The sequence below is a fragment of the Rhodovarius crocodyli genome, assembly GCF_004005855.1.
Classification (GTDB): domain Bacteria; phylum Pseudomonadota; class Alphaproteobacteria; order Acetobacterales; family Acetobacteraceae; genus Rhodovarius; species Rhodovarius crocodyli.
On the sequence record NZ_SACL01000003.1, the window covers coordinates 594,893 to 614,276 of the forward strand.

General features: G+C 69.4%; 20 protein-coding genes and 1 pseudogene. 11 read left to right on the forward strand and 10 right to left on the reverse strand.

What is annotated here, in order from left to right; genetic code table 11:
- Window positions 1-19: 19 nt before the first annotated feature.
- Complete coding sequence (locus tag EOD42_RS11985) at window positions 20-1,282, reverse strand: glycosyltransferase family 4 protein (RefSeq protein WP_127787750.1); 1,263 nt, start codon at window positions 1,280-1,282, stop codon at window positions 20-22.
- Window positions 1,283-1,513: 231 nt separating this feature from the next.
- Between EOD42_RS11985 and EOD42_RS11990 the strand changes: the two genes are divergently transcribed.
- The 6 genes from EOD42_RS11990 to EOD42_RS12015 all read left to right on the forward strand — a co-directional run bounded on the left by EOD42_RS11990 (window position 1,514) and on the right by EOD42_RS12015 (window position 6,636).
- Entirely contained in the window at window positions 1,514-1,939 is a 426-nt protein-coding gene (locus EOD42_RS11990; RefSeq protein WP_127787751.1) for a PaaI family thioesterase, read from the forward strand.
- A 196-nt stretch (window positions 1,940-2,135) separates the two neighbouring features.
- On the forward strand, window positions 2,136-2,840 hold the full coding sequence (locus tag EOD42_RS11995; RefSeq protein WP_127787752.1) for an isochorismatase family cysteine hydrolase: 705 nt from the start codon (window positions 2,136-2,138) through the stop codon (window positions 2,838-2,840).
- 30 nt (window positions 2,841-2,870) lie between these two features.
- On the forward strand, window positions 2,871-3,872 hold the full coding sequence (locus EOD42_RS12000) for an asparaginase (protein ID WP_127787753.1): 1,002 nt from the start codon (window positions 2,871-2,873) through the stop codon (window positions 3,870-3,872).
- A 41-nt stretch (window positions 3,873-3,913) separates the two neighbouring features.
- Window positions 3,914-4,879 (forward strand): Bug family tripartite tricarboxylate transporter substrate binding protein, encoded by a 966-nt coding sequence (locus EOD42_RS12005; protein ID WP_127787754.1) that lies wholly within the window; start codon window positions 3,914-3,916, stop codon window positions 4,877-4,879.
- Window positions 4,880-4,907: 28 nt separating this feature from the next.
- Entirely contained in the window at window positions 4,908-5,630 is a 723-nt protein-coding gene (locus EOD42_RS12010) for a C13 family peptidase (protein WP_127787755.1), read from the forward strand.
- A 229-nt stretch (window positions 5,631-5,859) separates the two neighbouring features.
- Window positions 5,860-6,636 (forward strand): substrate-binding domain-containing protein, encoded by a 777-nt coding sequence (locus EOD42_RS12015; RefSeq protein ID WP_127787756.1) that lies wholly within the window; start codon window positions 5,860-5,862, stop codon window positions 6,634-6,636.
- Window positions 6,637-6,904: 268 nt separating this feature from the next.
- On the opposite strand, the gene EOD42_RS12020 is transcribed toward EOD42_RS12015, so the two are convergent.
- The 4 genes from EOD42_RS12020 to EOD42_RS12035 are packed head-to-tail and all read right to left on the reverse strand — an operon-like array spanning window position 6,905 to window position 12,256.
- The gene (locus EOD42_RS12020; RefSeq protein WP_338069636.1) at window positions 6,905-7,984 is read right to left on the reverse strand and encodes a TRAP transporter substrate-binding protein; all 1,080 of its coding nucleotides are present in this window, start codon (window positions 7,982-7,984) and stop codon (window positions 6,905-6,907) included.
- A 29-nt stretch (window positions 7,985-8,013) separates the two neighbouring features.
- Window positions 8,014-9,114 carry a xanthine dehydrogenase family Fe-S subunit gene (locus EOD42_RS26600; protein WP_338069637.1) on the reverse strand — a complete coding sequence of 367 codons (1,101 nt, stop codon included), beginning with the start codon at window positions 9,112-9,114 and terminating at the stop codon, window positions 8,014-8,016.
- 14 nt (window positions 9,115-9,128) lie between these two features.
- Window positions 9,129-9,932, reverse strand: a complete 804-nt coding sequence (locus EOD42_RS12030) for an FAD binding domain-containing protein (RefSeq protein WP_127787758.1) — start codon at window positions 9,930-9,932, stop codon at window positions 9,129-9,131.
- Window positions 9,929-12,256 (reverse strand): xanthine dehydrogenase family protein molybdopterin-binding subunit, encoded by a 2,328-nt coding sequence (locus EOD42_RS12035; protein ID WP_127787759.1) that lies wholly within the window; start codon window positions 12,254-12,256, stop codon window positions 9,929-9,931. The genes EOD42_RS12030 and EOD42_RS12035 overlap by 4 nt, the downstream gene beginning before the upstream one ends.
- Before the next feature lie 140 nt (window positions 12,257-12,396).
- Here EOD42_RS12035 and EOD42_RS12040 point away from each other — a divergent pair, with 140 nt between their 5' ends.
- Complete coding sequence (locus EOD42_RS12040) at window positions 12,397-12,969, forward strand: MarR family winged helix-turn-helix transcriptional regulator (protein WP_240655130.1); 573 nt, start codon at window positions 12,397-12,399, stop codon at window positions 12,967-12,969.
- A 286-nt stretch (window positions 12,970-13,255) separates the two neighbouring features.
- On the opposite strand, the gene EOD42_RS12045 is transcribed toward EOD42_RS12040, so the two are convergent.
- From EOD42_RS12045 to flgF, 5 genes are read right to left on the reverse strand one after another with little or no spacing between them, the layout of a single operon-like run.
- The gene (locus EOD42_RS12045; RefSeq protein WP_127787760.1) at window positions 13,256-13,555 is read right to left on the reverse strand and encodes a putative quinol monooxygenase; all 300 of its coding nucleotides are present in this window, start codon (window positions 13,553-13,555) and stop codon (window positions 13,256-13,258) included.
- Between the two features lie 41 nt (window positions 13,556-13,596).
- Window positions 13,597-14,340: a flagellar basal body L-ring protein FlgH gene (flgH, locus tag EOD42_RS12050; protein WP_127787761.1), complete on the reverse strand. Its 744-nt coding sequence runs from the start codon at window positions 14,338-14,340 to the stop codon at window positions 13,597-13,599.
- A complete protein-coding gene (gene flgA / locus EOD42_RS12055) occupies window positions 14,340-15,293 on the reverse strand; it encodes a flagellar basal body P-ring formation chaperone FlgA (protein ID WP_127787762.1) in 954 nt (317 codons plus the stop codon). Before flgA ends, flgH begins: the two co-directional genes overlap by 1 nt.
- Window positions 15,293-16,078 carry a flagellar basal-body rod protein FlgG gene (flgG, locus tag EOD42_RS12060; RefSeq protein WP_127787763.1) on the reverse strand — a complete coding sequence of 262 codons (786 nt, stop codon included), beginning with the start codon at window positions 16,076-16,078 and terminating at the stop codon, window positions 15,293-15,295. Before flgG ends, flgA begins: the two co-directional genes overlap by 1 nt.
- A 12-nt stretch (window positions 16,079-16,090) precedes the next feature.
- Window positions 16,091-16,831 (reverse strand): flagellar basal-body rod protein FlgF, encoded by a 741-nt coding sequence (flgF, locus tag EOD42_RS12065; RefSeq protein ID WP_127787764.1) that lies wholly within the window; start codon window positions 16,829-16,831, stop codon window positions 16,091-16,093.
- Window positions 16,832-17,167: 336 nt separating this feature from the next.
- Between flgF and EOD42_RS25920 the strand changes: the two genes are divergently transcribed.
- From EOD42_RS25920 to EOD42_RS12085, 4 genes and pseudogenes are all read left to right on the forward strand, one after another.
- Entirely contained in the window at window positions 17,168-17,686 is a 519-nt protein-coding gene (locus EOD42_RS25920; RefSeq protein ID WP_164867904.1) for a flagellar basal body-associated FliL family protein, read from the forward strand.
- On the forward strand, window positions 17,683-18,756 hold the full coding sequence (fliM, locus tag EOD42_RS12075) for a flagellar motor switch protein FliM (RefSeq protein ID WP_127787766.1): 1,074 nt from the start codon (window positions 17,683-17,685) through the stop codon (window positions 18,754-18,756). The genes EOD42_RS25920 and fliM overlap by 4 nt, the downstream gene beginning before the upstream one ends.
- Window positions 18,753-19,175, forward strand: coding sequence for a DUF6468 domain-containing protein (locus EOD42_RS12080; protein ID WP_127787767.1), 423 nt, complete (start codon window positions 18,753-18,755; stop codon window positions 19,173-19,175). The genes fliM and EOD42_RS12080 overlap by 4 nt, the downstream gene beginning before the upstream one ends.
- Window positions 19,172-19,384 (forward strand): annotated as a pseudogene (locus EOD42_RS12085) (hypothetical protein); the annotation flags it as partial. The gene EOD42_RS12080 and the pseudogene EOD42_RS12085, both read left to right, overlap by 4 nt.

A 19,384-nucleotide genomic window follows, 5' to 3' on the forward strand; every position in this document is an offset into this window, starting at 1 on the left:
CTGATAAGCATCTCTTTTCTCATCGCATGCCGGCGCTTTGCACCGCAACAGAAGCTGTTGTGTTGTCGGACGATCTTGTTGAAATCCGTGCGACCGCTTGTTGCAGCGCATTGAAGTGCTGATCCCATCGCGGTTGTAAAAAACCCGCTATGCGTGCAATCTGTGCTTGGCGTGCAGGGCTGTCGGGCCTGGAATAGTCCAGGACGGCATCCCGCCAACCCACCCCGTCGAGGGGCGAGATGAACTCCGGCACGCCTTTTCCCACCTCTCGCAGCGACGGAATGTCGGCGCAGATGGCGGGCGTCCCGAGGCTCAAGGCCTCGATCAGCGGAATGCCGTAGCCTTCGGCGAAGCTTGGAAAAAGCAGGGCGCGGGCATGCCGCAGGGTGAAGGCGACATCGGCATCGGTCGCGTCCCGCCGCTCCTCCACCAGCCCCGGAAAGGCCGGAACGCGGTCCAGCAGACGGAAGACCGTCTCGTTCTGCCAGCCGCGCCGGCCCAGGATGACCAGGCGCGGCGCCTGCGGCCCCAGCCGCTCGGCCAGGTCGCGCCACAGGTTCAGCAGCAGCAGGTGGTTCTTGCGCGGTTCGATGGTGCCCAGCGTCACGAAGTACGGCCGTTCCGGCACCGGGCCATCGGGGATGCTGCGCAACGGCGGCAGGTCGAAGCCGAGCGGGGCTGCCACGACCGGCGGCATCTCCCGGCCCAGCCCGCCGAAGTAGCCAAGGACATCCGCGCGCACCGCCTCGCAATCCGTCAGCACGGCATCGGCCAGCGCCGACACATTGGCCAGGCGCCGCACATGCAGCGCGATCTGTCTCGGTCGGGAATATTCCGGGTAAGTGATGGGTATCAGGTCATGGATGATCGGGATGAAGCGGGCGCCGCGCCGCTTCAGCGCCGCAATCGGCGCGCTTTCCGCCAGCGACTGATGGGCGACCACCAGCAGGGTCGCGCCGGGCATGCCCCGCAGCCGGCGATGCAGCGGCAGCACGCCCAGGCCGCTCATAAGCCAGGCCCGGGCGGCCAGGCCCAGCGCCTTCAGCGGGCGGGCGGCCGCTTCGCCCCGGGTCAAGGCCTCCCACTGCGCGACCAGCGGCAGGGCCAGCCGGTCGGGCAGCAGGCTGAAAGGGCCCCAGGGCGAGCGGGCCACGAAACAGCGCTCCTGCTCCGGCATGGCCGCGCAATGGCGGGCATAGGCCAGTTCGACGCGGTCCAGCCCCGAGAGCGCGGCGCGCCCGGTCGAGGATATCAGCCTGGACAGGTCCAGCAGCGGTTGCAACGTGACGGGGCCTCCAGACGGGGTCGGCGACGGCATGACACGGTGCGCCGCAGCATGAATACCAGAAGCCAACGCTTTTGCCGCCCGGTCGGCGGTCGAGAAAAATCAGTCATATGCCTTCTGATGTCACGATCGTGACCGATAAAAGCGGCGGAATCAGGGCCTTTGCCGCCCTGGCTGGACGGGCGCCGGGGCGCCTGCTGAAATCCCGGGCCTGTGAGGGAGATCGATATGGCCATCTGGAAACGCCAGCCTGACATCGCGGAAGTCCACGCGCGCCAGAAGGATACGGTGAACGGGCTGCTCGGCCTGCGCATCACCGAGGTGGGCGATGACTGGCTGCGGGGCCAGATGCCGGTGGACGAACGCCATGTGCAGCCCTTCGGCATCCTGCATGGTGGCGTCTCGGTCGTGCTGGCGGAGACGCTGGGCTCGCTTGCCTCTCTCTTGTGCTGCGAGGATGACCAGACGGCCGTGGGGCTTGAGATCAACGCCAACCATCTGCTGCCGGTGCCCAAGGGCGACACCATCACCGGCGAGTGCCGCGCGGTGCGGGTCGGGCGCAATGTCCATGTCTGGAATATCGAGATCAGGCGCGGAGACGGCCGGCTTTCCTGCGTCTCGCGCCTGACGACCGCGATCGTGGCCCGGAAATAAATGTGAGGGCAGCTATGTCGTTGCGATATTGCGCTGCAAAATCACAAGCTTGTGGGGTGGCCGCGGCATAAATACGCCCGTTGTTGGCGCAGCTTTAGGCGGGTTGCCGGTGTTATCGGCGCCGCCCGGTTTCCCGGCGCAATCCATACTTGTTCTGCGGGATGGCGGGACCACCGGCGATGGTAACTTGTCGGACATGCACAAGTTCACCATCCCGCCCGATGTCTCCCAACGGGTCGCGGCGCGTTGCGGCACCCCGCACCCCTTCGCCACGCTGAAGGGGCCACGAACCGCGCTGCTGGTGGTCGATATGCAGAATGCCTTCATGGATGTGGGCGTGGGCCATGCGGTGTGCCCCAACGCACCTTTCGTGGTGCCGGCCATCAACCGGCTGGCGACCGCCACGCGGGCCGCCGGCGGCAGCGTGTTCTGGATCCTGAACACGCATGACGAGGCCTGCGACACCGAATGGTCCGTGATGCAGGACATGGTCACCCCCGCCGCCCGCACGAAGCGCAACACCGCGCTGATGCGCGGCAGCAAGGGCCATCACCTGTGGCCGCACATGCAGGTGCGCGACGGCGATGAGATCGTGGAGAAATACCGCTTCAGCGCGCTGATCCCCGGTGGCGGGCCGCTGCTGGAGAAGCTGCGGGCACGCGGCATCGACACCGTGCTGGTCACCGGCACCATGACCAATGTGTGCTGCGAGAGCACGGCGCGCGACGCCATGATGATGAACTTCCGCACCATTATGGTCAGCGACGGCTGCGCCGCCATGAATGATGCCGAGCACGCCGCCAGCCTGATCAATTTCCACCTGTTCTTCGGCGATGTGCTGACGGTCGAGCAGATCGAGGAGGCCTATGCCCGTTCCCGCCTGCTCGATCCGGTGGAATAATTTGTCGAACCACCCTGCGGAGACGTCGCGTTGAGCAAGCCCAAGGTCCTGTTTATCGGCACGGGGGGCACCATCAGCGCGCTCTCCTCCATCGGCCCCTTCGACATCATGGACTATGCCTCCAAGGGGCGGTTCATGCAGGCGGACGAGATCCTGGCCCATTGGCCCCAGGTGCATGAGAAGGCGGAGGTGGTGCCGATCCGCTTCCGCAATGTCGCCAGCACCGCCATCGGGCCGGTCGAATGGCTGGAACTGCTGGAACTGGCCCATAAATCCTATGCCGAGCACCCGGACGCCGCCGGCATCGTCGTTGGCCACGGCACCGCGACGCTGGAGGAGACGGCCTATTTCCTCTCTCTGACGCATAAGCTGCCGGTGCCGATCGTGGTGGTGGGCGCGCAGCGCCCCTCCAGCGGCCTGTCCACCGATGCGGGCATGAACCTGGCCAATGCCATCCGGGTCGCGGCCGACCCCGGCGCGCGGGGCCTCGGCGCGCTCGTGCTGCTGAACGATGAGGTGAACGCCGCGCGTGAGGTCACCAAGACCAGCACCAGCCGCATGCAGACCTTCCGCAGCCCCGATTTCGGCTGCCTGGGCCATGCCGACGGCGACACGATCGCCTGGTACCGCAAGCCGCTGCGCAAGCTGGCGCCCGAAACCGAGTTCGATCTGAAGGGCCTGACGGACCTGCCGCGCGTCGATGTCATGTACAGCTATGCCGGCAGCGACGGCGCGGCGGCGGCCGCCTATGCCGCGGCCGGCGCCAAGGGAATCGTGATCGCGGGCTTCGCCCCCGGCTTCATGAGCCCCGGCGAGGCCGATGCCCTGGCCGCGGTGGCGGCGAAGGGCGTGGTGGTGGTCTGTGCCAGCCGCGCGGGCTCCGGCCGCGTGTTCGGCACCGAGCGCAAGCGCGAACTGGGCTTCCTGGATGCCGATAACCTGACGGTGCAGAAGGCCCGCATCCTGCTCTCCCTCGCGCTGACGCGGACCAGCGACAAGGCCGAGATCGCAAGGATGTTTGCGGAGTATTGAACGCATCTGCATGATGATCTCCACGTCCAAGGAGAATCATCATGCATCGTCGCCTGTTCGCGGGCGCGCTAGGCGCGTCCGTGCTCGCTGCCCCGGTCGTCCGGGCCCAGGTATTCGACCGCCCCATCCGGCTCATCGTTCCCTTCGCGCCGGGCGGCACCAGCGACATCCTGGCCCGCATCCTGGGCCCCTCCGTGGGGCGGCAGATCGGCCAGAACGTGGTGGTGGAGAACCGCGCGGGCGCCGCCGGCAATGTGGGGGCGGATTTCGTCGCCAAATCCGCGCCCGACGGCAGCACCGTGCTGCTGATCGACACCGGGGCGCTGGCCACCGCGCCCAGCCTGTATCAGCGCCTTTCCTTCGACCCCGCCAATGACCTGGCCCCGGTCAACCTGCTGATCTACGCGCCCTATCTGCTGGCGGTTCATCCCTCGGTTTCCGCCAATACCCCGCAGGAGCTGGCGGCGCTGGCCAAGGCGCGGCCGCAGGCGCTGAACGTGGCCAATTCGGGCGTGGGCGGCGCCACGCATCTCACCTCCCTGGTGCTGGCGCAGCATTGGGGGGCGGAGCTGACGCAGGTGCCCTATCGCGGCGGTGCCGCCGCGCTGACGGCGGTGTCGGCCGGCGAATCGCAGATGCTGGTGAACGGCGCCACCGCGACCAGCCCCTTCGTGCGCGACGGGCGGCTGAAGGGCATCGCGGTGACCGGGGCGCGGCGCTTCGCCGATTTCCCGAACCTGCCCACCTTCGCCGAGCTGGGCTGGCCCGGCGCCGAGGCCGGCACCTTCCAGGGCGTGCTGGTGCGCGCCGGCACGCCTGCCGTTCTTGTGAACAAGCTGGACGAGGCATTCCGCAACGCGATGGCCGAGCCCGACAATGCCCGTCGCCTCGCGGATATCGGCGCGGAAACCCAGTCGCTCGGCCCCGACGCCTTCCGTTCCTGGATGGTGCGGGAAACGGAACAATGGGGCCGCGTCGTCCGCGCCAACAACATCAGGCTGGATTGATCCGCCGCTTCGGGCGCAGCATGCGGGCATGAAGCGCTTCCTCATGCTGTTCCTGATGTTGCCCGGGCTGGCCCTGGCCCAGCCCGCCACGCGCTGGCACGCGGTGCTGGTGGCGGGCGACCCCAGCCTGGAAGTGTGGGACGCGGCGGTGGAATCCATGGCCAGCGCCCTGGAGCGCGGCGGCCAGATGGCCAGCATCCGCCGCTTCTCCGCCCGGCGCGACCGCCTGCAGAACGGTGCCGAGCCGGCGACGCCCGAGGGCGTGCTGCGCGCGATCGCTGAGATGCGCCCCGGCCCCGGCGAGGCCTGCCTCGTGTTCCTGACCATGCATGGCGCGCCCAACCAGGGGCTGGTGTTTCCCCTGGCGCGGCAGGCCATGGGGCCCGGGCCGCTGGATGCGGCCCTCTCTCGCGGATGCGGCCAGGCGCCGACCTTCGTGATCGCCTCTGCCTGCTATAGCGGCGGCTTCGCGCAGCCGCCCATGGCCCGGCCCAACCGCGTGGTGCTGACGGCCGCCCGGCCCGATCGTTCGAGCTTCGGCTGCTCCACCCAGTTCAGCCTGACGGTGTTCGACCGCTGCGTGATCTCGGCGCTGCTGATCGGGCAGGGGGGCGCGCCCGGCGTGGCGCGCACCGCCCAGGATTGCGTGGCCGCCGAGGAGCGGCGGGAGAACATGACCCCGCCCAGCGAGCCCCAGGCCTATATCGGCCCGGAGGTGGTCGCGCTGGTGCCGCGCCTGCGAAAGGGCTGAACGTCAGACGACGTTGAACAGGTACAGCAGGATGATGATGGGGATGGGGATACCCAGCAGCCACAGCAGAACGCCACGCATTGAATTGCCTCCTCGACAGATGATGTGAGGCAAACGCCCGAACCGGTTCCGGGATGATCCGGACATGAAAAAATCATGAGGCGCCAGGCAGTAGCGGCTGGCTTATCCGGCGGATTATCCTGCCCGCACTGACAGGGAGGAAAATCCAATGCTGATGCTGTCTCGTCGCGGCCTGCTCGGGGCCGGTGCCGGCCTGCTGGCCCTGCCGGCCCATGCCGAGGCCCGCACCATCCATGGCATGACCTCCGGCGCCTTCACCGCCGCCTACCGGCAGCTGGTGCCCGTGTTCGAGCGCCAGACCGGCAACAAGGTGGAAAGCGCCTTCGGTGCCTCGATGGGCGCGGCACCCGATGCCATCCCGCAGCGCCTGGCGCGCGGTGAGCCCGCGGATACCGTCATCGTCGCGCTGGATGCGCTGGAACGCCTGATGCAGCAGGGCCATGTGCGCCAGGGCAGCCGGCAGGACCTGGTGGTGTCGCGCATCGCGCTGGCCGTCCGCGCCGGGGAACCGGTGCCCACCATGAACACGGTGGACGATCTGCGCCGCATCCTGCTGGCCGCGCCCTCCATCGCCTATTCCGCCAGCGCCTCGGGCGTCTATTACGAGACGGAACTGGTCCAACGCCTGGGCATCGCGGCCGAGGTGATGCCGAAATCCCGCCGGATCTACAGCGAGCGCGTGGGCACGGTGGTGGCGCGCGGCGATGCGGCGCTCGGCCTGCAGCAGGTGAGCGAACTGCAGCCCATCCCCGGCATCGCGATGATCGGCCCGCTGCCCGAGCCGGTGCAGCGCGCGACCATCTTCGCGGCCGGCATCTGCACCCGGGCCCAGAACCCGGAAGGGGCGATGGAACTGCTGCGCTTCTTCCGCTCGGCCGAGGCAGCGCCCGTCATCCGCGCGACCGGGCTGGACCCGGTGGGGTGAAGGGTTTCCCGGGGGCCTTGCCCCCGGACCCCCAGCCAGGGGCTTTGCCCCCGGCACCCCCACCAAAGGCCGAAAGGCCTTTGGAAACCGGGAGCTGAAAGTTCGGGGAAGGGGCAGCGAAGGCGCGTGGGGTCGGAGGGTTTTCTGAGCCCCTTCCCCGAACTTTCAGAAGACTCATGGGTTCAAAGGGTCGTTACGACCCTTTGCGGGTGTCCAGAGGGCGGAGCCCTTTGGTCGGGGTCCGGGGGCAAGGCCCCCGGGCGCCCCTTCACCTCCCAGGGATCCGCGAGGTCAGGCGGAAGCTGTCCAGCGTGTATTCGGCCACGCGGAACCAGGCGTTGCTGTTGTCCAGGAACGGCAGCCAGGCTTCGTACAGCTTCTTGAAATCCGCGTTCTGGCTGGCCAGCGTCTCGAATTCCTCGAAGCTGGAGCGGTACATCGCTTCCATCATCGGGCGGGGGAAGATGCGCAGCTGGGTGCCGGCGCCCACGATGCGGCGCAGCGCGTCGGGGTTGCGGGCATCGTACTTCGCCATCATCAGCGTGTTCTGCTCGTTGCAGGCCGTCTCGAACAGCGCCTTGTTCACGTCCGACAGGCTTTCCCAGGCGGCGGTGTTGGCGATGGCGGTGATGGCCGCGCTGCCTTCCCACCAGCCCGGCGAATAGTAGAAGCGGGCGATGCGGTGGAAGCCCAGCTTCTCGTCGTCATAGGGGCCGACCCATTCGGTGGCGTCGATCGTGCCGCGCTCCAGCGCGGAGTAGATGTCGCTGGCCGCCAGCACCTGCGGCACGCCGCCGAACTTGGCCAGGATGCGCCCGCCGAAGCCGCCGATGCGCATCTTCAAGCCCGACAGATCCTCCACCGTGCGGATCTCGCGGCGGAAGAAGCCGCCCATCTGCACGCCGACATTGCCGGCCAGGAAGTTCACGCAATTGTACTTCTTGTACAGGTCGCGCAGCAGGTTCAGGCCGCCGCCCTCATGCACCCAGGCGGTCTGCTGGCGCATGTTCAGGCCGAAGGGCAGGCCACCGTCGAAGGCGAAATTGATGTCCTTGCCCAGGAAGTTCGAGCTGAGGATGTGGGAGCATTCGACCGAGCCGGTCTGCACCGCGTCGAAGCTCTGCAGGGCGGGCACGATCTCACCGCCGGCGAAGCACTGGATGGTGAACTTGCCTTCCGAGAGCTGGGTCACGCGGCGGCACAGGGCCTCGGCGCTGCCGTACAGGGTATCGAGCGACTTCGGCCAGGTGGTGGCCATGCGCCAGCGCACCAACCCTTGAGAGAGGGCAGGTGCGGCGAGGACGGCGCTGGCGGCTGCCCCGGCGAGTACATGTCTGCGATCCATCATGAAGCTCCCGTTGATTCGTGGTGGTGGTCTCAGCGCCCGAAGCGCGCCCTCAGCGCGGCCCAGAGCAATTGGAAAAGGTTGAGGGGCGCGGGCTGCGCCGGCGGTGCCTCGCCTGCCAGCCGCGCCTGAAGGTTGGCCGCGAATTGCTGGGCCAGCCGCCGCACCAGGTCGGCCACCAGGCCGGAGCGCCCGAACTGCGCCAGCGCCCCGGTCAGCCGCCATTGCAGGGTGATGGCCACGTCCGTGCCCCCTGGGGTGCCAGTGGCCGATGGCGCCAGGGCGAAGCCCAACTCGCCCTCGGCCGAGGAGCCGGTGCCCCCGTCGCGCCCCGCGCCGCGCAGCACGCCGCTGCGGGTCGCGGCATCCAGCCGGACCGTGCCGGTGCCGGCGAAGGCCACCTTGATGGGGCCCAGCGCCACCTTCATGCGGCCCTTGATGGCCTCGCCATCCACCTCGGTGATCTCGGCGCCGGGCAGGCAGGCGGCCAGGGCCGGAAGGTCGCCCATGGCTTCCCACACCTGTTCGGGCGGGGCGGCGATGGCGATGGTCTCGGTCAGGCTGTTGCCGCCCTTCAGCGGCTGGGCCGCGCGGGGGGCGGCGTTCTCGACAGGGGCTGCGACCGCGGGCGCGGCCAGCGCGGCGGCCGCGATGGGTGCCGCGCTTTCCTGAGGGGTGCAGCCGCGCGCGGTGGCGCAGACGGCGCCCACGATGCCGACATAGCCGGTGCAGCGGCAGATATTGCCCGACAGCTCCTCGCGCACCCGCGCCTCGGGCACCTCGCCCAGCCGCAGCACGATGTCGCGCGCCGTGACCAGCATGCCGGGCGTGCAGAAGCCGCATTGCAGGGCGTGATGCGCGGAGAAGTTCTGCCGCAGCGTCGCCATGGTGGGGTCCGCGTCGAAGCCCTCGATGGTGGTGATCTCGGCGCCGTCGCAATCCACGGCATAGCTGATGCAGGAACGCTGCGGCACGCCGTCGATCAGCACGGTGCAGGCGCCGCACACGCCCTGTTCGCAGCCCAGATGGGTGCCGGTCAGGTTCAGCTGCTCGCGCAGCAGGTCGGCCAGCTGGGTGCGCGGCTCGGCCAGCAATTGGCGGCGCTGGCCGTTCACGGTCAGGGTGACAGCCAAAGGGGCGGAGATCATCAGCGGGCCTCGCTCAACATCGCGATCGCCCGGCGCAGGGAGACGGCGCGCAGCTTGCGGTCGGCGGGGGAAAGATGCGGCAGGCGCTCGGCCAGTTCCGCGTCCAGATCGGATGTCTCGCCGGCCAGCAGGGCGGCGGCTGCGCGCGGCAGCAGGGCAGGGGGCGCCTCGACCGCGCCGGCCACCACCCGGGCCCATGGGCCGTCCAGGATCACCAGCCCGATAGCCATGGCGAACTCGCCGGTCTTGCGGTTGATCTTGGCATAGCCCCAGCGCGCGGCGGGGCTCAGGCGCGGGATCTCGACGGCCGCCAGCATCTCGTCCTCGGCCAGGGCATTGGTGAAGGCGCCCAGCATGAAGTTCTCGGCGGCGATGGCGCGTTCGCCGGCGGGGCCCTGGGCGATCATCGTCGCGCCCAGCCCGGTCATGGTCGTCACCCAATCGGCGGCGGGGTCGGCATGGCACAGGCTGCCGCCCAGCGTTCCGCGGTTGCGCACGGCGCGATAGGCGATGCCGCGCGCCACATGCGGCAGCAGGCCGCGCGTCACGTCCTCGACGCGTCGGTCCTCGATCTCGGCATGGGTCAGGGCGGCACCCAGCCGGGCGGTGCTGGCCGAGAGCGCCACGCCGCGCATACCCTCGGCGCGCTTGATGTCTACCAGCTTGCCCGGGCGCGCCAGGCGCAGGTTCAGCATGGGGCCCAGCGACTGCCCGCCGGCCAGCGGCCGCGCGCCGTCCCGCATGGCCGCCACGGCCTCGGGGATGGTCGCGGCGCGCGCGTAGTCGAAGGCGGCGGGTTTCATGCCTGGGCCTCCGCGATGGCCGCCAGGATGCGTTCGGGCGTGGCCGGTATCTGGGTGATCCGCGCGCCGAGCGTGGCGAGCGCGTCGTTGATCGCGTTCACGATGACCGCCGGCGGCGCGATGGCCCCGCCTTCGCCCACGCCCTTGATGCCGTGGGCGGTGTGGGGCGACAGGGTTTCGGTGTGGCTGATGCGGAAGGCCGGGATCTCGGTGGGGCCGGGCAGGATGTAGTCGATCAGGGTGGAGGCGAGCGGCTGGCCCTGGTCGTCATAGGGGCTTTCCTCGAACAGCGCGGTGCCCACACCCTGGGCCGCGCCGCCATAGGTCTGGCCCTCCACGATCATCGGGTTGACCATGCGGCCGCAATCCTCGGCGATCACATAGTCCAGGATCTCGACGATGCCGGTCTCGGGGTCGACCGCGATCTTGGCGGCGTGGCTGGCATAGCTGAACACGCCATTGTCGGTGGCGGGCTTGTAGCCCTCGGTCACTTCCAGGCCGGCGGTGTTTACCTGCTCCGGCAGCTGTTCCGGGCGCAGGTACCAGGCGCGGCCCACATCGGCGTAATCCAGGCTGGCATTGCCCGCATGGATGCGGCCCTCGCGGAACTCGATAGCGTCGGGCTCGGTCTGCAGCAGATGCGCGGCGATCGCCTTGATGCGGCCGGCCAGCACCTCACCCGCGCGGGACACCGCACCGCCCGACATCACGATGCCCCGGCTGGCATAGGCGCCGGTGGAATAGGGCGTCGTCGCCGTATCGCCCAGCGTGACGCGGATATTCTCGAACGGCACGCCGGTCATGGAATGGCCGATCTGGGCGAGCGTCGTCTCCAGCCCCTGGCCGATGGTGTGGATGCCGGCCCGGATCTCCAGCGCGCCGTCCGGCGTCAGCTTCACATGCGCCTGGTCGTAGCCGGGGACCAAAGGCAGGCCCCAGGCGGCGAAGACCTTGGTGTTGTGCGCCGATTGCTCGGTGTAGGTCGCGAAGCCGATGCCGAGGTAGCGGCCCTTCTCATCGCGCGCCGGGCCGGCGCGGAAGGCATCCAGCCCGATCTGCTCGCGCACGGTCGCGAGCGAGGCCGGGTAGTCGCCGCTGTCGTAATGCTTGTTGGTCACGTTGACGTAGGGCATCGCTGAACCGGGCACGAGGTTCTCCGCCCGCACATCGCAGGCCTCTCGCCCCACGGCCTTCGCAATAGCGTCGATCGTCAGCTCGATGGCGAAGCACACGCCCGGCCGCGCCACGCCGCGATAGGGCGCGAAGGGCGGCTTGTTGGTCGCGACCGAGAACACCTCCGCCCGATAGGCGCGGAAATCATAGGGGCCGGGCAAATTGCCGCCGGCCTGGGCTGCCTCCAGCACGGCGGTGAAGGGCCAGACCGAATAGGCGCCGGTATCGACCTCGATCTGCGCATCGAGGCCCAGCAGCCGCCCCTGCTCATTGGCATAGGCCGTGAGCGTGTAGTGGTGCTGGCGCGCATTGGCGCCGGCGACCAGATGCTCGCGCCGGTCCTCGATCCAGCGGAAGGCCGCCTTGCGCGTCAGCGCCAGCCAGGAGACCAGGATCTCCTCCGGCTGCAGCAGGCACTTATAGCCGAAGCCGCCGCCGACATCCGGGGCCGCCACCCGCACCTGCGCCTGCGGAATGCCCAGAACCTCCGCCAGCCCGCTGCGGATGAGGTGCGGCACCTGGGTCGAGGTATGGACCACCAGCATGCCCGCCCGATGGTCCCAGTAGGCGACGACGCCCTTGCCCTCCATCGGGTGCATCACCTGGCGCGCGCAGGTGATGTCCAGCTCCACCTTCACGGGCGCGCTGGCGGCCACCGCCTCGATGCCGCTGTCGAAACGGGAATGCAGGAACAGGTTGTCGCCCCATTCGGGGTGCAGCAGGGCAGCACCCTCCGCGCGGCCCGCGTCGCAGCTGGCCACGGGCGGCAGCGGCTCGAACTCCACCTCCGCCTGCTCGGCCAGGTCCTCGGCCGCGGCCCGGTTCGCGGCGACGGCCATGGCCACGATCTCACCCACATAGCGCACGCGGTCGCGCGCCATGACAGGCCAGGGCGCCAGCTTGTAGCCGGGAATGGAGGAGCGGGTGACGATATCCGCCACCCCGGTCAGGTCATCCAGGAACAGCACGTCGCCCGAAGCGCGCCGCGCCCCCACCCGCGCATGCGCCACCGGGCTGCGCAGGAAGGCGACATCCTGCATGCCCGGAAACCGCAGATCGGCGGTGAATTGCCCACGCCCGGCCAGATGCCGCGCGTCTTCCTTCCGCAGGACCCTGGCGCCGATGCCGGCCCCGCCCCCATCACCATCCATGACAGCCCCACAAGCCGATCAATAGGGGGCATGCTGAGGATTGTGTTGCGCCGGGTCAACAAAAAGCCGACGGTTGGTGGCATGCCCCGCGCGGGTTATGTTCGCTGCGAGAGCGAAAAGTGCTGAAAGATGCGGCAGCCATGACCACGCCCAAGACCACCCGCCGCAGCCGGCCGACCGAGGCCGCCACCGACACCCTGGCCGGCGCCGTGACCGACCCGGAACTGCGCGAATTGATGACGCGCCTGCCGCTGTGGCGCCGCCCGGGCTTTCTCGTCCGCCGCCTGCACCAGATCCACAGCGCCATCTTCCATGAGGAATGCGCGGCCTTCGACATCACGCCCGTGCAATACGCCGTGCTGTCCACCATCTCCCTCACGCCAGGGGCGGACCAGCAATCCATCGCCCAGGACGTGGGCATCGACCGCACCAATGTGGCCGACGTTCTCTCGCGCCTCGCACGCCGCGGCCTGATCCGCCGCCAGCGCGGCGAGGCCGACCGCCGCGCCACCCTGGCCTGGCTGACGCCCGAAGGCGAAACCCTGACCCGCGCCATGCTCTCCGCGATGCGCAACGCCCAGGAACGCCTGCTGAACCCGCTGGACGAAACCGAACGGGACACCTTCATGTCCCTGCTGCTGCGCCTGATCGACGCCAACAACGACGCCAGCCGCGCAGCACTGGGACCGGCCAAGGTGGAACGGGCAGCCTGAGGGGTGGTTCCGGGCGGGCAGGGCGGATGCGGGGAAGGGCTCTGCCCTCCCCCGCGCCCCCACCCGCCAAAGGCCGAAAGGCCTTTGGAAACCGGGAGCTGAAAGTTTGGGGAAGGGGCTTCGTGGGCGCTCTGGGCCAGGAGCGTGCGTCGTGCCCCTTCCCCAAACTTTCAGATAACAGATGGGGGTCCAGGGGCCACAGGCTCCTGGCGGGGGGAGTGCGAGGGGGGCAGCGCCCCTCTCGCATCGACCGTGCCGCCCGGGACCACCCCCAGTCGGCCCGTGCTCACATATGGCAGACCGTCAGCGTGCGGCCGGTGATCAGGCTGCTGTAGCTGTCGCGCACCTTGGCCAGGCGCGGGTTTTCGCCATGGGCCTTGAACGCTGCGGCGTCGGCGTAGACTTCCATCAGCATGACGCGGGACAGGTCGGCGCCGTCCTTTTTCTGCGGCTGCAGCACGTCGAAGCTGACGCAGCCGGGCTCTTCCTGCTTCGTCAGGCGCGCGTGTTCGCTGATGATGGCGTGGAAGGCGGCGTGGTTGGCCGGGTCCATCTGGAATTCGACGACGATACCGATCTTGGGCATGGGTGTTTCCTCTGTTGCTTGAGGGAGCCTAGCCTCCTCCCTCAGAAGGGCAACAGCGCGTCCAGGATCTGCGTGCCGACGCGCGGCTGCTGCACGTCAGACAGGGCGCCGCGGCCGCCATAGATGATGCGGGCCTCGGCCAGGCGGTCGTGGCGCACGGTGTTGTCGCTGGCGATGTCCTGCGGGCGCAGCACGCCCTGCACCAGCAGTTCCCGCAGCTCGTGGTTTACCCGCACTTCCTGCCGGCCGGCGATCACCATGTTCCCGTTGGGCAGCGTCTGCGTGACGGTGGCGGCCAGGCGCAGGGTCACGGCATCGCTGCGGCGGATCTGGCCGTTGCCGTCCGTCACGCCGCTGCTGTTGGTGTTGATCAGGGATGACGGGTCCGTCTGGCTGGGCAGCACGCGCGGGATGGAGGTTTCGAGGCCCAGCAGATTGGCCATGCCCATGTTCTGGGTGCCGGTGCGGGTGGCCTGGGTGCGGTTCTGCAGCTGCGCCTCGTCGGCGATGGAGACGAGCACGGTGATCAGGTCCCCCACCTGTGCCGCGCGCTGGTCGCGCAGGAAGGTGCGGCTGCCGGTGCGCCACAGCGATGCCGAGGCGCCGACGGGTTCCTGCGGGGCGGGCGTCGGCATGGCGATGTTGCGCACGCCGGGCTGTTCCGCCGGGTTGGTGACGGGTGAGACCGGCGGCGGCCGCCCGATGCGGGAGAGGCGGTCGGCGGTGCCGCAACCGGCCAAGGCGACGGTCAGCAGGGCAGGCAGCAGGATCGGGGCGAGGCGCATCAGCGGGCCTCCATGTCACGGGGGTTGCGGGTGGGCACGGTGCCCATGGCGACGCGCACGCGGCCGGGGCCCAGCACTTCGCCCTCCATCACGGCGCGGCTGGCCAGGTTCATCACCGGCACCACGGCGCCGCGCGGGGCGGATTCCAGTGCCCGGCCGGCGGCCGTCAGCGTGATGCCGGGCGCGTCCAGCAGCAGCGTCACGGCCTGGTTGCGCTGGATGACGCTGGGCGGGCCCAGGTCGGCCAGTGGAATGGGGCCCTCGGCCGCGATGGGGCGGTGCAGTTCCTGGCCCAGCACCTGGTCGGCGCGGCTGGCCATGCCGTTGCGCACGCGTTCCACGCGCATCCGCACCTCCCGCACATCGGCGGGGCCCAGTCGCTCACCCATGCCCATGCGGCGGGTGGCGACGACCACGGGCGTGGTGGCCATGGCGCGGCCCGCCAGGCGCAGGCGTTGCGTCGCCATGCCCTCCGCCGTGATGACCAGCGTGGCGGCGAAGCGGTTGCCGGGGGTTTCCAGCACCGCGCCCTCGATCGTGACCTGGTGCAGGCTGGCGATGGGCACCATGGGCGGCACCCAGCCCGGGATTTCCAGCTCGGATTCGGCATCCATGCCCATGCGCAGCAGCTCCTCCCGCAGGGCGCCCTCGACCTCGGCGCGCGGCACCTGGCGGCCGGGGCGTTCCAGCACCACGCGGTCGGCGGCCGACATCGGGCGCCAGGGCACGCGGTTCATCCGCGCGATGGCGGCCAATTGCTCTGCCTCCAGCACGATGCGCCGGCCCGGGGCGGGGGCGGGGCCGAGGGGGGCCTCGGCGCGGCTGCCCGCGTTCTCGAACAGGTCGCGCACGCGCACCACCGGTTCCTCCACCGTCGCCATCGGGCGGATGAAGGCCATCTCTTGCGCCCAGGCCGCCACCGGCAGCACCGCGAGAAGCACCAGCGCGCGCATCACCGCAGCTTCGCCACGGCGGACAGCATCTCGTCGGAGGCGACGATGACGCGGCTGTTCATCTCATAGGCGCGCTGGGCGGTGATCAGGTTGGTGATTTCCTGCACCGTGTTGACGTTCGACGTCTCGATGAAGCCCTGCAGAAGCTGCCCGTAGCCGGGCTGGCCCGGGGCCGCGGCCTGCGGCTGGCCGGAGGCGGAGGTGGCGAGATACATGTTCTCGCCGGTCGCCTCCAGGCCGCCTTCGTTCGGGAAGATCGCGAGCTGGATCTGCCCCACATTCTGCTGCGCCACCTGCCCGTCCAGCGTGACCAGCACCTGGCCGGAGGCATTGATCGTCACGTCGCGCGCATTGGCGGGCACCGTGATGCCGGGCTGCACGATATAGCCCTCCGCGGTCACGATCGTGCCCTCGGGGCTCAGGGAGAAGGTGCCGTCGCGGGTGTAGGAGATGTCGCCGCTCGGCAGCTGCACCTGGAAATACCCGTTGCCGCGGATGGCCAGGTCGAAGCGGTTCTCCGTCTGCTGCAGGTTGCCCTGCTCCGCGATGCGGTAGATCGCGGCGGTGCGCACGCCCAGGCCCAGCTGCGCGCCCGAGGGCAGGATGGTGCCGGTGTCGGAGCTGGTGGAGCCCACCCGGCGCAGGTTCTGGTAGATCAGGTCCTGGAACTCCGCGCGGCGGCGCTTGAAGCCCGTGGTGGTCATGTTGGCCAGGTTGTTGGACGTGACCTCGACATTGGTCTGCTGGGCCATCATGCCGGTGGCGGCGATCGCGAGTGAGCGCATGGTCTATCTTCCTCAGCGGACGCGCAGGATGCGGTCGATGGCGCCGGTCAGGCGCTCGTTTTCCTTGTCGACGAAATTCGTCACGAGCTGGAATTCGCGGGTTTCGGCGATCATGCGGGTCATCTCCAGCACGGGTTGCACGTTGCTGCCTTCCACCGCGCCCTGGGTCAGGCGCGGGCGCGCCACCGGCTCGGCCTGCTGGCCGGCGGGGTCGAGCAGGCGGTCGCCCTCGGCGCGCAGGCCCTGGGCATTGTCGAAGCGGGAAATCTGGATCTGGCCGATCACCCCGTTCTCGGAGCGGATGGTGCCGTCGCCCTTGATCTCGATGCGGGTGTCGTTGGCGGCGATGGCGATGGGCCGCCCCTGGGTGTTCAGCACTGCATTGCCCTGGGCATCCACCAGCTGCCCCGTGGCGCCGATGGTGAAGCGGCCGGAGCGCGTGTAGCGGATGCCGCGCTGGGTCTCGACCGCGAAATAGCCCTCGCCGGTGATGGCGACGTCCAGCGGGTTGCCGGTGGTCTGGATCTGGCCCTGGGTGTCGTCGCGCCAGGTCGCGCGGTCCCAGCTATAGGCCACCTGGCGGCCGCCGCGGGGGTTGTTGATCAGGGCCTGCATCGCCGGATGCTCGGCGAAGATGGGGCGGGACTGGCGATAGCCCGGCGTGTCCGCATTCGCGAGGTTATGCGCGATGACATCCTGGGCCCGCATCTGGGAGGCCATGCGGGAAAGGGCGATGTAGCTGGGGCTGTCCATGAGCGGGCTCCTGTCGGGGAGCGATGGGCAAGGGGCGTGCCATCTCAGGCGCGCGGCCCCCGAAACCCCCCGCCAGGACGCTGCCCGGCCAAGACTTCGGGGCGCTTTGCATTTGATTTTATTGCGACAACTGGCGTCGGGCATCCTGGGTTGGAAGCGCCCGCCAGCGGCATCCAAAGGCATTTCGGCCTAAGGCTGGTTCCAAGGGCAGCGCCCTTTGCCGGGGGCTGGGGGCAGCGCCACCGGCACAAATTTCCCCCTCCCGGCGCGCTTTGCCCTGAAGGGTTGATTAACCCCCGGCATGCCAGAACAGCCCCGTATCGAGAGAGGGCCAGCATGGCTAAGGCGGCAGCCGCACCAGCCGAAGGTGAGGAGGGCGCACCCAAGAAGGGTGGCCGGAAGAAATTGATTCTGCTGGCCCTGCCGGTGCTGCTGGCCGGCATCGGCGCGGGGCTGTGGTTCTCCGGCATCCTGCCCAAGCTGCTGGGCATGGGCCACCATGAGGAAGCGCACGCGGCCCCTGCCGAGCCTCCGCCGCCCCCGCCGCCGCGCCCCGTCTTCGTGCAGATGCCCGACATCACCGCCAACCTGAACGCGGGCGGCAGGCGGGCCGTCTATATCCGCCTGAAAAGCCAGCTGGAGGTGGTGGGCGACCCGGATGCGGAGGCCGTGCGCAACTCCATGCCGCGGCTGGTCGACCTGTTCACCACCTATCTGCGCGACATGCGGCCCGAGGAGATGCGCGGCTCCGCCGGCACCCAGCGCCTGCGTGAGGAACTGATGGCCCGCGCCGCCGTCGCCGCCCACCCCGCCCGCGTCACCGACGTGCTGTTCCAGGAGATTCTGGTGCAATGAGCCCTCCGTCGAGCGAAGAAGAAGACGATCTCGCCGCCGCCTGGGGCGCGGCGCTGGAGGAGGAGGTCGGCGAGGCCGTCGCCGAGACCCAGGCCGATGCGCTGCGCGTGCTGAACCAGGCCGAGATCGACAGCCTGATGGGCTTCCAGGGCGGTGACGGCGGCCGTGGGGAACAATCGGGCATCGAGCGCATCATCAGCTCGGGCCTGGTGTCCTATGAACGCCTGCCGATGCTGGAGATCATCTTCGACCGGCTGGTGCGCATCATGTCGACCTCGCTGCGCAATTTTACCTCGGACAACGTCGAGGTCTCGATCGACAGCATCGCGTCCCAGCGTTTCGGGGATTACCTGAACAGCGTGCCGCTGCCGGCCATGCTGGCGGTGTTCAACTGCCGCGAATGGGACAATTACGGGCTGATCGTGGTGGACAGCGCCATGATCTACTCGGTGGTGGACGTGCTGCTGGGCGGGCGTCGCGGCACCTCTGCCATGCGTGTCGAGGGCCGGCCCTACACCACCATCGAGCGCACGCTGGTGGAGCGCCTGCTGAAGGTGGTGCTGGCCGACATGACGGCCGCCTTCAACCCGGTGGCGGACATCCATTTCGAGTTCGACCGGCTGGAGGTAAACCCGCGCTTCGCCATGATCAGCCGCCTGTCCAATGCCTGCGTGCTGACGCGGCTGCGCGTGGACATGGAGGATCGCGGCGGCAAGATCGAGCTGCTGCTGCCCTATGCGACGCTGGAGCCGGTGCGCGAGCTGCTGCTCCAGCAGTTCATGGGCGAGAAGTTCGGCCGCGACAGCATCTGGGAAACCCACCTGGCCGAGGAGCTGCGCCACACCAATGTCGCGCTCGAGGTCGTGCTGGACCAGCAGACCATGCCGCTGTCCAGCATCATCGATCTGAAGCCCGGGGACATGCTGTACCTGAACAGCAAGCCCAGCGCGCCTGTGCGGCTGCAATGCGGCCAGGTGCGCCTGTTCACGGCCGAGCTGGGCCGTGTCGAGACCAAGACCGCCGTCCGCATCCTGGAGGAAGCGCAGATGGTGCCGGAGGCCGTGGTATGAGCAGTATCGTCGATTGGGCCGCCGACGCGCTGGTGCTGGCCACGCTGGGGCTGAGCATTCCCGTCAGCTGGCGCCTGCACCGTTCCCTGACGCGCGTGCGGTCTGAGCGCGAGGCGCTGGACGTCAGCGCGGAGGGGCTGACGGAGGCCACCCGTGCCGCCGAGGCCGCCCTGCGCGGCATCCGCGCCAGCACCGAGAGCGCGGGCCGCAGCCTGGGTGAAAAGGTGACGGCGGCCGAGCCGCTGCGCGATGATCTGCGCTATCTGATCGAGCGCGCCGAAAGCCTGGCCGACCGGCTGGAAAGCGCCGTCCAGGCCGCCCGCCCGCTGGCGCAGGAAAAGGCGCCGGCGATCAAGGGCTTCGAGGCGCGCAGCGCCACCGAACGCCAGCTGATCCAGGCATTGGCGAGGCGGTCGTGAAGCTGCGCCTGCTGCCCCTGGCGCTGGCGGCCATGGGTTTCCTGGCGGTGGTGAAGGTGGAGCGGCTGTTGCAGCCCGCCCGGCCGCAGCCCGCGCCCGTGGTGGCCACGGCCCCGCAACCCGCGCCGCCCCCACCCCCGCCGGAGCCCGCACCCGGGCTGGGCGCGGCCATGGCGTCCTCGCCGGCCCCCCCGCCCGCCCCCGCCCCC